Origin of the sequence: Streptomyces prunicolor, from assembly GCF_045162825.1 — a bacterium.
In the GTDB taxonomy this organism is placed as follows: domain Bacteria; phylum Actinomycetota; class Actinomycetes; order Streptomycetales; family Streptomycetaceae; genus Streptomyces; species Streptomyces prunicolor.
Genome location: NZ_CP108676.1, coordinates 446081 through 460185, shown reverse-complemented (window position 1 = coordinate 460185; position 14105 = coordinate 446081). Strand labels below are relative to the sequence as shown.

Sequence of the window (14105 nt, the reverse complement as noted above, 5' to 3'; positions counted from 1 at the left end):
CGATCACAGGTGGACGAGCCGTGGCGCGGACCCGCCGGCCCGCAGCAGTGCCCCCGCCTCGCGCGTCAACTCCCGTGCGCTGCCCAGCAGTCCGTCCAGCACCATGGCCCGCCGCACCTGCCGGTGCAGATCGTGCTCGGCGGTGAAACCGATCCCGCCGAGCACCTGCTGGCAGTGCCGGGCCGCCGTCAGCGCCGCCTGTCCGGCAGCCGCCTTGGCCAGCAGCGCGCCCAGATCGTCGGCGGCGGCCACCAGGGTCGCCTCGGCGCCGTCCAGCGCCACGAGAGTCTCGGCGAGCCGATGCCGTACGGCCTGGAAGGAGGCGAGCGGGCGGCCGAACTGCACGCGGTCCACGGCGTGTTGGCGAGCCAGCGTGAGCATGGCGCGACCGGTCCCGACCAGCCACCAGCCGAGCGCGACACGGCCGGCGGCGAGCGGAACGGGAGGTCGCGTGTGCGTGGTGTGCGTGGTGTGCAGGGGCAGTTCGGTGTCCAGTGTCGTCCCGGCGGCAGTGTCGTCGCGCTCCCAGACAACCCATGTCCCGCCCGTGTACGGCAGCGGCAGCGTGCCGCCGACCGCACCGCCCGCCGCATGCAGCAGGACGTCGTTGAGGAGCGGCGCGTGGGCGCCCGTCTCGCCGAGCAGGCGGAAGGTGAGCGGTACCGCGATGTCCGGTTGTTCGGCGAGCAGTTCGGCCCAGCCGAGGTCTGTCAGGGCGGCGTCCAGCGCCTGCCCCGACGCCGCGGTCATCGTCTTGCGGAGCGTCTCGGCGAGCAGGTCCCGTTCGGCGGCGTCCACGGCTACTCCCTTCCCAGGTCGAGCAGTCGGCGCGCGATGATGTTCCGCTGGATCTCCGCCGTACCGCCGTAGATGGTGGCCGCCTTCGCGTAGAGGTACTCCGAGCGCCATGGCGTGTCCGTCAACTCCAGTACGCCGGGCAGGAGATCGCGCACGGTCTCGAAGAGCCGTTGCTCGGCGGTGGCCAGCAGTACCTTGTCGACCGACGTCTCAGGGCCCAGCCGCTCACCCGCGGCCAGGCGTCGTTGTGTGCCGTGGGAGCGGCAGCGGACGGTGTGCAACGCCAGGTAGGCGGCGCCGAGTTCGGCGTCGTCCGGGACGCTCGTCTCGGCCAGCAGGCGGTCAAGTCGCGTGTAGAGATGGGCGATCCGGTGCCAGAAGCAGGTGGAGCGCTCGTGCGGGAGCAGGTCCATCGCCAGGCGCCAGCCGTCGCCCGGGCGGCCGAGCATCCGGTCGGCGGACACCACCACGTCGTCGAAGAACACCTCGGCGAACTCGTCCACGCCGTGCATCGTGCGCAGCGGCCGGACGGTGATGCCGGGGGTGTCCATGTCGACGAAGAACGCGGTGATGCCGTTGTGTCCCGGCGCGGTGCGGGTCAACAGGACGCAGCGGGCGGCGAATTGGGCCAGGCTCGTCCACACCTTCTGGCCGTTGATCTCCCAGTGGTCGCCGCGCGGCACCGCCCGGGTGGTGAGCGAGGCGAGGTCGCTGCCGGAGCCGGGCTCGGAGAAACCTTGGCACCACTGCTCACGCCCGCTGAGCAGGCGCGGGACCATCTCTGCGGCGAGCGCCGGAGGGGCGTACGAGATCATCGTCGGGGCGAGGACCTCGATCATCGAGTAGATCCCCGGCTCGGCCAACTCCCTTGTGGCGACCTCCTCGCCGAGCACCGCCCTGAGCACCGCGGGCCCGCCGAGCCCCCTCACCTCGGCGGGCCAGCCGTACCGCATCCAGTCCGCGTCGTACAACGCCCGGCGGACCCGGGCCAGTTGAGCGACCTGGGCGTCCAGGGAGTGGTCGGGGCCGGGGGACAGGTCGTGCTCGTCCAGCCAGCCGCGCAGGCGCGAGCGGAAGTCGGCGACGCTCATGTCCCCGGGCGCGGAGGCGGTGTTCATGTCCCCGGGCGCTGATAGGCGTGCGGGCGGCCCGAGTCGTGTGCTCCGCTGCGGCGGATGAACGTCATGGCCCGCGTGCGCAGTCGCCACCCCGCGTCCGTGCGGACGTAGGTGTCGCTGTAGTAGCCGATCCGCAGGTCGTGCGTGGCGTGGTCGACGAAGCAGAGCGGCTGGGTGCCGGTCGCCGTGTCGCCCGAGAGGTCGACGGCCGGCGTACCCGTGAGGAACAGCCCCTTGGGCGCGGCGGCCACGAGCGCGGGGAACTCGTCGAGGCCGTAGGAGTCCCCGAAGGCGCTGTACGTGCCGTCGGGCGTGAAGACGCCCAGTACCCCGTCCAGGTCACCGCGGGTGATGCACACCGCGTAGCGGGCGAGGAGCTGCTGGATCTCCATCAGGTCGTCGGTCGGACCAGGGGGAGGAGCCGGAACGGGCAAGGAGGACAAGGACTTTCCACCCTTCACCATGAGTGAGAATGGCATTCTCTCAGATGAGTGGCAGATTTCCATGGTGGGTGAGGCGACGTCAACAGTCTCTGTCTGAATGGTTGATTCTCCGTAGATGAGAAGCTAGTTTCCAGCGATGGAGAGGGGAGATCCGACGCGATGGACCAGTTCCTCACCTTCGGGATCGTCGGCCTGAGCACGGCCGCGATCTATGCCGTCATCGGCAGTGGGCTCGTGCTCACCTACACCACCACCGGCGTGTTCAACTTCGCGCACGGCGCGGCCGGCATGCTGTCCGCGTTCATGTACTGGCAGCTGACCGTCGGCTGGGGCATGCCCGTTCCGGTCGCCCTCGTCGTGGTGCTGCTCGTGCTCGCCCCGGGCTTCGGACTGCTCGTCGAACGGTTCGTCCTGCGGCCCGTCCAGGCCCTCGGCGAAGCCGAACGGCTCGTCATGACGGTCGCGCTGCTCAGCGGACTCATCGCGGCAGCGCGCTGGATCTGGGACCCGAACGTGGCGCGCCCCCTGCCGATGTTCTTCGCCGCGCGCAAGCCCATCCACCTCGGCCCGGCCGTCATCACCTGGCACCAGGCGATCACCATGGCGGTGGCCGTCGCCGTCGCCGTAGGCCTGCGCATCCTGCTCTACCGCACCCGCGCCGGAGCCGAGATGCGCGCGGCCGTCGACGACCGGGCGCTCGTCGGTCTCACCGGCGCCGACCCGGTCCGCGCGGGCCGGGTCTCCTGGATCCTCGGCACCCAACTCGCCGCGATCGGCGGCATCTTGATCGCCCCGACCGTTACCCTGGACGCCGCCCAGCTCTCCCTGCTGATCGTCAGCGCCTACACCGCGGCCGTCTTCGGCAGGCTGCGCAGCCTGCCGCTCACCTTCCTCGGCGCCGTCGTCGTCGGCTGCATGGAGAGCTATCTGACCGGCTACCTGCCGCAGAACGAATACCTCCCCGGCCTACGGCTCGCCGCCCCCGCCCTGCTGCTCTTCCTCGCCCTGCTGGTCTTCCCGCACCGACGCCTGCGCGGCCGCGAACGACGGCTGGCCCGTGTGCCGGTGCCGACCGCGCGCGGCACCCTCGTGTTCGCCGCGGTCGTCATCGCCTTCGGAGCGGTACTCGCCTCTCTCCTCGGAGAAGCCGACCTGATCACCTACGGAGCGATCTTCTCGCTGGGCGTGGTGGCACTCTCGTACGTCCCGCTCGCCGGGTACGCCGGACAGGTCTCCCTGTGCCAGCTGAGCATGGCCGGCATCGGCGCGGTCGTCTGGGGACACCTCGGCGCCCACGGTCAACTGTGGGCACTCGGCGCCGCGATCCTCGTCTCGGCGGCGGCCGGAGCACTGGTCGCACTGCCCGCACTGCGACTCTCCGGCGTGTATCTCGCCCTGGGGACAGCCGCGTTCGCCGTGATCCTCGACCGGTGGATCTTCACCATCCCGGCGTTCCACGTCTTCGGCCTGCGGATCGCCCTCTTCGACCAGGGCTCGGTGGACATCTCCGGTCCCCACCTCCTCGGCCTACGGCTCGACAGCGGGCGGGAGTTGATGGTGTTCGCCGCCGTCTGTCTCGCCCTCGCCTCGATCGGCGTCGCGGCCCTGCGCCGCAGCCGCTTCGGACGGCGGCTGATCGCCCTGCGGGACAGCGAGGCCGCGTACGCCACCCTCGGCGGCAACCTGCTGGTCGCCAAAGTCGCCGTGTTCGCTCTCGCCTCGGGCATCGCCGGACTCGGCGGAGCACTGTACGGAATGCAGCAACACACCGTCACCGCCGACCAGTTCAGCCTCATCGCCGGCCTGCCCATCTTCCTCGTCGCCGTGATCGGCGGACTCGGCGCGGTCGGCAACGGACTCTTCGCCGGCACCGCTTTCGTCGGCCCGACGAACGCCCTGATCGCCATCGCCCCCGGCACCGCGAACCTGGTCGCCCTCCTCCCAGGCCTGGCCGGCGTCGGACTCGGCCACAACCCCGACGGCATCGTCTCCCGCTTCCGCCGCCAGTGGGAGCCCCTCGCCCGCGACCGCATCGCCCTGCCCGCCCTGCTCTGCGCCCTCGCGCCGGCCTGGGCCCTGCGCTTCACCGACGTGATCAACGACTGGACGTACTACGGCGGTTCACTCGTCCTCGCCATGGCCCTCCGCGCCTGGGCGAGCGCCCGGCAGGCCGACCCCGGCGAGCCGGAGATCCCCGTCGAATGGTGGGGCCTACGGCGTGACTGGCGCCCCGAGGACGAGGAGGTGCTGGCCCGTGGCGTCGCTGCAGGTTAGTGGAGTGACCGTCTCCTTCGGCGGAAACCGCGCTCTCGACGGGGTCGCGCTGACCGCCGAGGCGGGCCGGGTCACCGGACTCATCGGACCCAACGGGGCAGGGAAAAGCACCCTGTTCGACGTCGCCTCCGGACTGCGCAGGCCCTCCTCCGGGCAGGTCAGCCTGGACGGCCGGGACGTCACCCGGGCCCGGCCCTCCGCCCGCGCCCGGCACGGACTCGCCCGCACCTTCCAACGCCTGGAACTCTTCGGCCGCCTCAGCGTGCGCGACAACCTGCTCGTCGCCGCCGAACTCGGACCCGAACGCCGCCGGGCCGACCAGGTCGTCACCGAGATCCTGCACCGCCTCGGTCTCACCGGCCTGGCCGACACCTCACCCGACGCCCTCCCCACCGGAGTCGGCCGTCTCGTCGAGGTCGGAAGGGCACTCGCGATCCGCCCGAAGGTGCTTCTCCTCGACGAACCCGCCGCCGGACAGGACGCGGAGGAGACCGAACGCTTCGCGGAACTCCTGCGCGCCCTCACCGAGGACGGCACCGCCGTCGTCCTCGTCGAACACGACATGAGCCTCGTGATGGCCGTCTGCGACGAGGTGTACGTCCTCGACCTCGGCAAGATCATCGCCGTCGGCCCGCCCGAGGTGATCCGCAGCGACGAAACGGTTCTCGCCGCCTACCTGGGGGACGCGTGAGCGCACTTCTCGAACTGCGCGGCATCCGCGCCGCCCACGAACGCATCACCGTCCTGCACGGCGTCGACCTCGACGTCGCCGCCGGACAGGTGGTGGCACTGCTCGGCCCGAACGGCGCCGGAAAGACCACCACCCTACGCGTCGCCGCCGGAGTCCACCCCGCCGAATCGGGCCAACTCGTCCTCGGCGGACGGGACATGACCGGTGCCGACCCCCGCGACCTGGCCCGCGCCGGAGTCTGCCTCATCCCCGAAGGACGAGGCGTCTTCCCGAACCTGTCCGTCCGCGACAACCTCCTCATGATGACCTTCACCGGCCGTGGCCGCGAGGAGATCGAGGAGATCGCGTTCGCCCGCTTCCCCGTCCTCGCCCGGCGCGCCGGACAGGCGGCAGGCACCCTCTCCGGCGGCGAACAGCAGATGCTCGCCCTCGCCCGCGGCCTCGCCACCGACCCCGCCGTCCTGCTGCTCGACGAACTCTCCATGGGGCTCGCCCCGTTGGTCGTCGGCCGGCTCTACGAACAGGTCGCCGAGATCGCCCGGCAGGGCGTCGCCGTATTGGTCGTCGAGCAGTTCGCCGCCGCCGTCCTCGACATCTGCGACCACGCCGCCGTCCTCGTACGCGGCCGGGTCGAACGGCAGGGCCACCCCGACGGCGGGTTGCGCGCCGAACTGTCCGCTCTCTACCTGGGGAGTTCCACATGACGTCCACCGAGACGCGAGCGGACCGCTTCGTCCGCGAACTCACCGTCCTGAAAATCCCCGACCCGGCGGCCGGAAGGGCCGTTCTCTGGCTGCGCGCGGGCACCGCCCTGATGACGATCGGCGTCGTCCTCGGCGTGTGCGCCTACTTCATCTCGCACAACACCAGCGATCCGCTGGTGCAGAACGACGCTCTCACCCTCGGCCTGGCCGCGGTCGCCGGGAGCGTCGTCGGTTCCGCGCTCTTCCTGCGGTACTCGCTCACCGGCTTCCTGCGGTACTGGATGGCCCGTCAGTCCTACGACGTGGAACTCCTCGCCGACCGCCTGCTCGAAAGGGAACTCCGCCATGACCCCACCGGCACCGACGCTGCGCCCCGGTGACCAACTCGCCAGCACCGTCTGCGGCACCCGCGTGGTCGTCATCCGCGCACCCGCCGCCGCCGAGCCGCAGCCCCAACTGACCTGCGGCGGCAGCCCGTTGATCCGCGCGGCCGGCGCAACCCCGGCGAAGCCCGGACCGGCCGGCACGACCACCCTCATCGGCAAGCGGTACGTCGACGCCACCGGGACGCTCGAACTTCTCTGCACCGCCTCCGGCGCGGGCGAACTCACCTGTGACGGCGCCCCCATGGCCCTGAAGGCGGCCAAGCCGCTGCCCGCCTCCGACTGACCGACCCACCCCCCGTAAGGAGCCGTCATGGACCGCGACGACCTCATCCTCATCAGCGTCGACGACCACATCATCGAACCCCCCGACATGTTCGTGAACCACCTCCCCGAGCGCTACAAAAAAGAAGCGCCCCAGCTGGTGCACCGGGACGACGGCACCGACGTATGGCAGTTCGGCGGCGCGACCATCACCAACTCGGCGCTCAACGCCGTGGCCGGCCGACCCAAGGAGGAGTACGGCGTCGAACCGCAGGGCCTCGACGAGATCCGCCCCGGCTGTTACGACGTGCACGAGCGGATCAAGGACATGAACGCGGGCGGCATCCTCGCCCAGATGAACTTCCCGTCCTTCCCCGGCTTCTCGGCCCGCCTGTTCGCCACGAAGGACGTGGACTTCTCCCTCGCGCTCGTACGGGCTTACAACGACTGGCACATCGACGAGTGGTGCGCCGCCTACCCGGGCCGGTTCATCCCGATGGCGCTCCCCGCCATCTGGGACGCGGAGCTGTGCGCGGCCGAGGTCCGCCGGGTCGCCGAGAAGGGCGTTCACTCGCTCACCTTCACCGAGAACCCCGCCGTCCTCGGCTACCCGAGCTTCCACGACCCGTACTGGAACCCGCTGTGGCGCGCGCTGTCCGACACCGACACCGTCATGTCGGTGCACATCGGTTCCTCCGGCAGGCTCGCCGTCCCGGCCGCCGACTCGCCGCCCGACGTGATGATCACGCTCCAGCCGATGAACATCGTCTCGGCCGCGGCGGACCTGCTCTGGTCGCCGCCGATCAAGCAGTTCCCGAATCTGAAAATCGCCCTCTCGGAGGGCGGAACGGGCTGGATCCCGTACTTCCTCGAGCGTCTCGACCGCACCTTCGAGATGCACTCGACCTGGACCCTCCAGGACTTCGGCGGCAAGCTGCCCTCCGAGGTCTTCCGGGAGCACTTCCTGACCTGCTTCATCACCGACAAGCTAGGCGTACGGCTGCGCCACGACATCGGCATCGACAACATCTGCTGGGAGGGCGACTACCCGCACAGCGACTCCCTGTGGCCGGACGCCCCCGAGCAGATGCACGACGTGCTGTCGAGCTGCGACGTTCCCGACGACGAGGCCCGGAAGATCACCTACGAGAACGCCATGCGCTGGTACTCCTTCGACCCCTTCGCGCACATCCCGCGCGAACAGGCCACCGTGGGCGCACTGCGCAAGGCGGCCGAGGGCCATGACGTCAGCACCCGCTCCCGCAGCCACCAACTCATCGAGCCCGCCGAGAAGTTGGAGGCGTTCCGCTCCAAGGCCCGGGCGGCCGTGGCGGCGGCCCGATGAGCGACCTGGTCCTGACGGAACGGATCGGCGCCGTCCTCGTGGCGACCCTGAACCGCCCGGAGGCCCGAAACGCCCTCAACCCGGAGCTGATTGACGAACTGTCAGCCGTGCTCCGGGAAGGGGACGCCGACCCGGCAGTCCGGGCCATCGTCCTCACGGGCGCCGGAACGGTCTTCTGCGCCGGCATGGACCTCAAGGCGTTCGCGAAGGGCGGCGGCAAGTTCGACGGCCTGGTGTGGTTCTTCCGCGAGGGCATCACCACACCGGTGATCGCCGCCCTCAACGGCTCGGCACTCGCCGGCGGCTTCGAACTCGCCCTGGCCTGCGACCTGGTGGTCGCCGCGGAGGACGCCAAGCTGGGGATCGCGGAGGTCAAGCGGGGCCTGTTCGCCGCCGGAGGCGGTACGACCCTCGCCGACCGGGTGCCCTTGGCGGTCGCCCTGGAGATGGGCCTGACCGGCGACCTCGTCACCGCGGCGGACGCCAAGCAGTTCGGCCTGGTCAACCGCTCCGTCCCGGCCGGAGAGGTGCGGGAAGCCGCGCTGACCCTGGCCGGACGCATCGCCGAGAACGGCCCTCTCGGCGTCGCGATGACCAAGAGGCTGATGCGAGAACGCCGTTGGGCCGAACCGGCAGAGGTCGACTCGGTGTTCAGGAGCGCCGACGCGGCGGAGGGGGCACGGGCTTTCGCCGAACGGCGTAGCCCTGTGTGGACGGGGAAGTAATTCACCTCTGGTGTTCCCGAGGCCGCGGGATGGTCTCGGGGACACCGGAGTGAAGCCGGTGGTGCGTGCTCAGTGCCGAACGGCTTGCCGAGGGGCCGGCGTCGCGTCGTCCACGTCGCTGATCTCGTCGACGAGCCCCCAGCGCAGCGCCTCACCGGCGCCCAACTCCGCCCCGGACAGGGCGAGATACGCCGTCCGCTCCCGGCCGACCCGGACCGGAATGCTCGCCGTACCGCCCGCGCCCGGAATCAGTCCCATCCCGATCTCCGGCAACCGGATCACCGTGTCCGGCGCGGCGACGACACGCCCCGCGAAGGCGGCAAGCTCGATCCCCGCGCCGACACACGCACCGTGCAGATGCGCGGTCACTCGGGGAGCGCAACGGTGCAGCAGCGCGCCCGGACTGCGCTGAACCCGTACGAGATGGGCCTGCGCCGGATCTCGAGACGTACCGAACTCGGCGAGGTCGCCGCCGCTGCAGAAGGCCGGACCGTCGCCGTACAGATCGACCCGGCCGATCGACGGGTCGGCCACGGCCACCTGAAGCGCCTCGCACAACGCGTCCCGCGTCGCCGCGTCGAACGCGTTGCGCACCCAGGGCCGGTCCAGCGTGATGGACAACCGGGAACCGTCACGGTCGAGTCGTACGGGAGTCTCGGCGGGGCGGGGGGTACGCCGGGGCGCGGCGGCCAGCCAAGCCTGGAAGTCCGCTCCGCCCTGAAGCGTCGAGTACGCGAGGGACTCGAGAATCAGCCTGTCGGGGATCGAGAGCCCGCCGCCCATCCGCAGTACCTGCACCAGGGCGACGGAGGCGGCGGGCCGACTCTCGACGAGGTGCCCCAGTTGCCGGGCGGTGGCGTGCGGATCCGTGCACCCCACCCATGGCCTGGGCGGATCGGGGACACCGGTGAGGAGGATGTCGCATCCCTCGACCGCATCTCCTGGTTCGGCTGTCACACCGACCACGACACGGTCCCGGTCACGAGCTTCCGTTTCATGCGCGGCGGTGCGGCTCTCGGGAGCTTGGTCGAGATCGACGATCACGAAGGGCGACTCCACAGTGATCTCCCTCCAGGCGTGAACCGGAGTGTAATTTGAGATCACCTCGGGAGAGAAGGGGGTTCAACTCATGGAGAATCACGTTCTCCATTCCTGGATGGACTCCGTCGAGCCCTTCCTGGCACCCCTCGCCGACGTCGCAGGCTCCTTCACCGACCTGACGGGTGTGCCGGTCGACCTGCCGACCGCCTTGTTCCTACGGGCTCAACTGGTCGGCCTGGAACGCCCCGGCAGCACATCCGCCAACGGCTCCTGCCATCTCCTCCAAGCCACCGACGGCTGGGCCGCCGTGAACCTGACCCGCCCCGACGACCTGGCTGCCGTACCCGCACTGCTGGCACTTCTCGGCTCACCGGGCGAGCCCGAGGGCCTGCGGGCAGCGGTACGACGGGTCACGGCGGACGAGGCCGTAGAGGGGGCGCGGCTGCTCGGCATCGCCGCAGCGGTACCGGGATCGGCCCAGCGCGGACGGCCTGCGGTTCACGTCGAGCGGTGGGGTGAACGGAGTACCCCTCGCGCGACGGCGGAGATACGGATCGTCGACTTCTCCGCGCTCTGGGCGGGGCCGTTGTGCGCGCGGTTGCTGGGGCTGGCGGGCGCGCGGGTGGTGAAGGCGGAGAGCGCGACGCGACCCGACGGAGCGCGCTTCGGAACCCCCGCCTTCTACCGCTGGTTGCATGACGGGCACGACAGCCTGGTCGTCGATTTCGTCCCTGGTGCGCTGGACGAGATCGTCGCCGAGGCCGACGTGGTCATCGAGGCGTCACGGCCGCGCGCGCTGCGCCGACTGGGCCTCCGCGCCGAGGAGTTCCTCGCCGCCCGCCCCGGCCGGGTGTGGGTCGGCATCACCGGATACGGACGCGAGAGTGACCGTATCGCTTTCGGAGACGACGCTGCCGTGGCCGGCGGCCTGAGCGGCGTGGACTCGGACGGCGACCCCGTCTTCCTGGGTGACGCGCTCGCCGACCCTGTTACCGGCGTCTTCGCCGCCCACGCCGCGGCCCGTTCACTCGCCGCGGGGGGCGGAGAACTCCTCTGTGTCTCCATGGCGGCCTGCGCCGCGACACTCGCGAACGCCCGGACCAAGGTCCAACCGCCGTGCTGATCAGGAACGTTGAGGTCGAGGGCCACGGATCGGCGGTTGACGTACGGATCGACGGCGGGCGTATCACCGAGATCGGGGCCGGGCTGACGGGGCCGGGTGACGTGGACGGTCGGGGCGGCGCGTTGCTGCCGGGCCTGCACGATCACCACGTACACCTTGCGGCGCTGGCCGCCGAAGCCGCCTCCGTGCGGGTCGGACCGGCGGACGTGCATGACCGAACGGCGTTTGCAGCGGCCTTGGTTGATGGGCCAGCGGGGGAGTGGGTGCGGGCCGTCGGCTATCACGAGAGCGTCGCGGGGGAGTTGGACCGGTGGGTGCTGGACACTCTTGTGCCGGATCGGCCGGTGCGGGTGCAGCATCGCACCGGTGCCCTGTGGGTGTGGAACAGCGCCGCGCTTCGGGCGGTCGGGCTGGACGGCGACGGGCGGTTCTGGCGCGAGGACGATCGGCTGCGCGGGTTCGTGCCTCCAACACAGCTGGATCTGGAGGGTGTTGGGCGGCGGGCGGCGGCGCTCGGCGTCACGGGGTTCACCAACGCCGACCCGCATCCCGCGAGCGGGCTCACCCAGATGCTGGCGATCCTCCCGCAACGGCTCCTGGTGATGGGCGTCGACGAACCCGTGAAGCTGATGCTCGACGATCCGACGCTGCCCACTCCTACCCAACTCGCCCGCACCATAGGGGAGATCAGACCCCGTCCCGTCGCCGTGCACTGTGTGACCCGGGTGCAGCTGCTGGTGACGCTGCTTGCCCTGGACGAGGTGGGACCGGCCGACGGTGACCGGATCGAGCACGGGTCGGTGATCCCGGCCGAGACGATTCCCTGGCTACGACGGCTCGGCGTGACAGTCGTGACCCAGCCGCATTTCCCGGTCGAGCGGGGCGCCGCGTACGCCACCGACGTGGACGCCGACGACCGCCCGCACCTCTACCGCTGCCGGAGCCTGGTCGAGGCGGGCGTTCCGCTCGCCGCCGGCACCGATGCGCCGTACGGCACGGCGGATCCGTGGGCGGTGATGCGGGCGGCGACGGAGCGGGACGACGCGGAGCGACTCCAACCCGGGGCGGCGCTGCGGCTGTTCACCGGCGAACCCCAACGCCCGGGCCGGACACGCAGGTTGACGGTCGGGGCGACCGCCGACCTGTGCTTGCTCCACGTACCGCTCCGCGAGGCCTTCCGCGTGCTGTCCGGCGAACTGGTCCGCGCCGCATACGTGTCGGGCCGGCGCATCACGCCCTTGTGACCTGGTCGGTGCACCGGGTCCGCGTGACCTACACGCTGTACCCGCCGTCAACTCCCAACGCCTGTCCGGTGATGAACCCGGCCCGGTCCGAGGCGAGGAACGCGACCGCCTCCGCGATGTCGGTCGCGTCGCCGAAGCGGCGCAGCGGGATGTTGCGCCGGGTGACGGCGAGGGCGGCCTCGTCCAGTTCGCCGGAGCTGATCAGGCGGCCGGCGATACCGTCGTTGAGCATGCCGGGTGCCACGCAGTTCACGCGGACGCCGTACCGGCCCTCCTCGGCGGCCAGCGCCCGGGCGACCGCCTCGACCGCGCCCTTCGCGCCCGACGACAGCCCGTCCCGCACCGGGAAGCGGCGGGTGGCGACGGTCGTCACGGCGACGATGTTGCCCCGGCTCTCGCGCAGCAACGGCAGTGCGGGATGCACCAGGTTGAAGAACGCGACGGCGTCGCCTTCGAGTTGGGCGCGGTACTCGCTCGGCGTCACCTTGCTCAGGTGCCGCATCGGCACGTGCGGGCCCGCCGCGTACACGAGGGTGTGGATGCCGCCGCCCACCTCGGACACGGCCTCGGCTGTGGCGGACTCGTCGGTCAAGTCCAGTCGTTGCGCACGGATTTGACGGCCCAGCTTCGTGACCTCGGCGGCGATCGCGTCCGCCGCCTCGTGGTTGGCCCGGTAGGTGAACACGATGTCGCTGCCGCGCTCGGCGAGGAGCCGGACGATCGCCGCTCCGATCCCGCCCGAGCCGCCCGCGACGAACGCGACACCTGGTCTGCTGGAGAAGTACGGCACCGTAACCGCCTCACAATCCGAGGGACTTGGCGATGATGACCTTCATGACCTCGCTGGTCCCGGCGTAGATGCGGGTGATGCGCGCGTCCGCGTAGAGCCGGGCGATGGGGTATTCCAGCATGTAGCCATAGCCGCCGAACAGTTGCAGGCAGCGGTCGACCGCGCGGGCCTGCATCTCGGTGCAGAACAGCTTGACCTTGGCGGCGTCGGGTCCGCTCAGTTCGCCGGCGACGAGTTCGAGCACCGCGCGGTCCAGCATCGCCTGCCCGGCCTCGATCTCGGCCGCCACCGCGGCGAGTTCGAACTTGGTGTTCTGGAACGAGGCGACCGTCTTCCCGAACGCCTTGCGCTCCTTGACGTACGAGATCGTCGTGTCGAGGGCGGCTCGGGCCTGCGCTACCGAGCCGACCGCCACCGTCATCCGCTCCTGCGGCAGGTTGTTGCCCAGATAGCCGAACGCGGCGCCCTCCTCGCCGAGTCGGTTCGCGACCGGGACCCGTACGTCGTCGAACCCCAACTCCACTGTGTCCTGCACCTTGATGCCCAGCTTGTGCAGCACCCGGCCGCGCGTGAAGCCGGGCATGCCGTCCGCGACGACCAGCAGGGTGAGCCCGGCGCGCCGGTTGTCCGGGTCGGTCGACGTACGCGCCACGACGATCACCAGGTCGGCGAGGAACCCGCCGGTGATGAAGGTCTTCGCGCCGTTGAGAACGTACGAGTCCCCGTCGCGCACGGCGGTCGTCCGGATTCCCGCGAGATCGGAGCCCGTGCCCGGCTCGGTCATCGCGATGGCCGTCAGCAACTTCCCGGATGCCAGGCCTGGGAACCAGCGCTCGCGCTGATCCCGGTCGGCGTAGGTGAGGAAGTACGGCAGCACGACGTCGAGTTGGGTGCGCACGGTGCCCAACGTCACCAGGGCGTGGGCCGATTCCTCCTGGAGGACGACGTTGTAGCGGTAGTCGGCGAGACCTGCGCCGCCGTACTCCTCGGGGACGGCCGTCCCCAGCAGGCCGAGCGAGCCCAGCTGTTCGAAGAGTGCGCGGGGGAGTCGGCCGGCCTCCTCCCACTCGGCGTAGTGGGGGACCACCTCCTTGGCGATGAAGTCCCGCGCGAGCCGGCGGAACGCCTCGTGGTCGTCGGTGAAGACGTCTCGGCGCACAAC

At 70.8% G+C, this 14105-nt stretch carries 15 protein-coding genes; 9 read left to right on the top strand and 6 right to left on the bottom strand.

The features are described 5' to 3' along the window. Positions 1-3 precede the first annotated feature (3 nt). From OG588_RS02030 to OG588_RS02020, 3 genes are read right to left on the bottom strand one after another with little or no spacing between them, the layout of a single operon-like run. On the bottom strand, positions 4-798 hold the full coding sequence (locus OG588_RS02030; RefSeq protein ID WP_405945750.1) for an acyl-CoA dehydrogenase family protein: 795 nt from the start codon (positions 796-798) through the stop codon (positions 4-6). A 2-nt stretch (positions 799-800) separates the two neighbouring features. Then, on the bottom strand, positions 801-1916 hold the full coding sequence (locus tag OG588_RS02025) for an acyl-CoA dehydrogenase family protein (RefSeq protein WP_405945749.1): 1116 nt from the start codon (positions 1914-1916) through the stop codon (positions 801-803). Then, on the bottom strand, positions 1913-2308 hold the full coding sequence (locus OG588_RS02020) for a nuclear transport factor 2 family protein (protein ID WP_366095192.1): 396 nt from the start codon (positions 2306-2308) through the stop codon (positions 1913-1915). Before OG588_RS02020 ends, OG588_RS02025 begins: the two co-directional genes overlap by 4 nt. A gap of 210 nt (positions 2309-2518) precedes the next feature. Between OG588_RS02020 and OG588_RS02015 the strand changes: the two genes are divergently transcribed. Genes OG588_RS02015 through OG588_RS01985 form a run of 7 tightly spaced genes read left to right on the top strand, consistent with a single transcriptional unit; the run spans position 2519 to position 8745 of the window. Next, the gene (locus OG588_RS02015; RefSeq protein ID WP_405945748.1) at positions 2519-4633 is read left to right on the top strand and encodes an ABC transporter permease subunit; all 2115 of its coding nucleotides are present in this window, start codon (positions 2519-2521) and stop codon (positions 4631-4633) included. Then, positions 4614-5324 (top strand): ABC transporter ATP-binding protein, encoded by a 711-nt coding sequence (locus OG588_RS02010; protein ID WP_398844474.1) that lies wholly within the window; start codon positions 4614-4616, stop codon positions 5322-5324. The genes OG588_RS02015 and OG588_RS02010 overlap by 20 nt, the downstream gene beginning before the upstream one ends. Continuing rightward, on the top strand, positions 5321-6028 hold the full coding sequence (locus OG588_RS02005) for an ABC transporter ATP-binding protein (protein WP_405945747.1): 708 nt from the start codon (positions 5321-5323) through the stop codon (positions 6026-6028). The genes OG588_RS02010 and OG588_RS02005 overlap by 4 nt, the downstream gene beginning before the upstream one ends. After that, positions 6025-6408 carry a hypothetical protein gene (locus OG588_RS02000; RefSeq protein WP_366095196.1) on the top strand — a complete coding sequence of 128 codons (384 nt, stop codon included), beginning with the start codon at positions 6025-6027 and terminating at the stop codon, positions 6406-6408. The genes OG588_RS02005 and OG588_RS02000 overlap by 4 nt, the downstream gene beginning before the upstream one ends. Next, positions 6374-6697, top strand: a complete 324-nt coding sequence (locus tag OG588_RS01995) for a hypothetical protein (protein ID WP_366095197.1) — start codon at positions 6374-6376, stop codon at positions 6695-6697. The genes OG588_RS02000 and OG588_RS01995 overlap by 35 nt, the downstream gene beginning before the upstream one ends. A gap of 27 nt (positions 6698-6724) precedes the next feature. Continuing rightward, positions 6725-8020 (top strand): amidohydrolase family protein, encoded by a 1296-nt coding sequence (locus OG588_RS01990; protein ID WP_405945746.1) that lies wholly within the window; start codon positions 6725-6727, stop codon positions 8018-8020. Further along, positions 8017-8745, top strand: coding sequence for an enoyl-CoA hydratase-related protein (locus OG588_RS01985; RefSeq protein WP_405945745.1), 729 nt, complete (start codon positions 8017-8019; stop codon positions 8743-8745). The genes OG588_RS01990 and OG588_RS01985 overlap by 4 nt, the downstream gene beginning before the upstream one ends. A 69-nt stretch (positions 8746-8814) precedes the next feature. Here OG588_RS01985 and OG588_RS01980 read toward each other — a convergent pair whose 3' ends face one another. Beyond that, complete coding sequence (locus OG588_RS01980) at positions 8815-9804, bottom strand: enoyl-CoA hydratase/isomerase family protein (RefSeq protein WP_405945744.1); 990 nt, start codon at positions 9802-9804, stop codon at positions 8815-8817. Positions 9805-9874: 70 nt separating this feature from the next. On the opposite strand from OG588_RS01980, the gene OG588_RS01975 reads away from it, so the two are divergent. Together OG588_RS01975 and OG588_RS01970 are read left to right on the top strand one after the other, a co-directional pair. Further along, the gene (locus tag OG588_RS01975; RefSeq protein WP_405945743.1) at positions 9875-10909 is read left to right on the top strand and encodes a CoA transferase; all 1035 of its coding nucleotides are present in this window, start codon (positions 9875-9877) and stop codon (positions 10907-10909) included. Then, positions 10903-12153, top strand: coding sequence for an amidohydrolase family protein (locus tag OG588_RS01970; RefSeq protein ID WP_398844490.1), 1251 nt, complete (start codon positions 10903-10905; stop codon positions 12151-12153). The genes OG588_RS01975 and OG588_RS01970 overlap by 7 nt, the downstream gene beginning before the upstream one ends. A 28-nt stretch (positions 12154-12181) precedes the next feature. Here the strand turns inward: OG588_RS01970 and OG588_RS01965 are convergent, their stop codons facing one another. Together OG588_RS01965 and OG588_RS01960 are read right to left on the bottom strand one after the other, a co-directional pair. Then, a complete protein-coding gene (locus tag OG588_RS01965) occupies positions 12182-12943 on the bottom strand; it encodes an SDR family NAD(P)-dependent oxidoreductase (protein WP_405945742.1) in 762 nt (253 codons plus the stop codon). Between the two features lie 10 nt (positions 12944-12953). After that, a complete protein-coding gene (locus OG588_RS01960) occupies positions 12954-14102 on the bottom strand; it encodes an acyl-CoA dehydrogenase family protein (RefSeq protein ID WP_366095204.1) in 1149 nt (382 codons plus the stop codon). Positions 14103-14105: the final 3 nt, after the last annotated feature.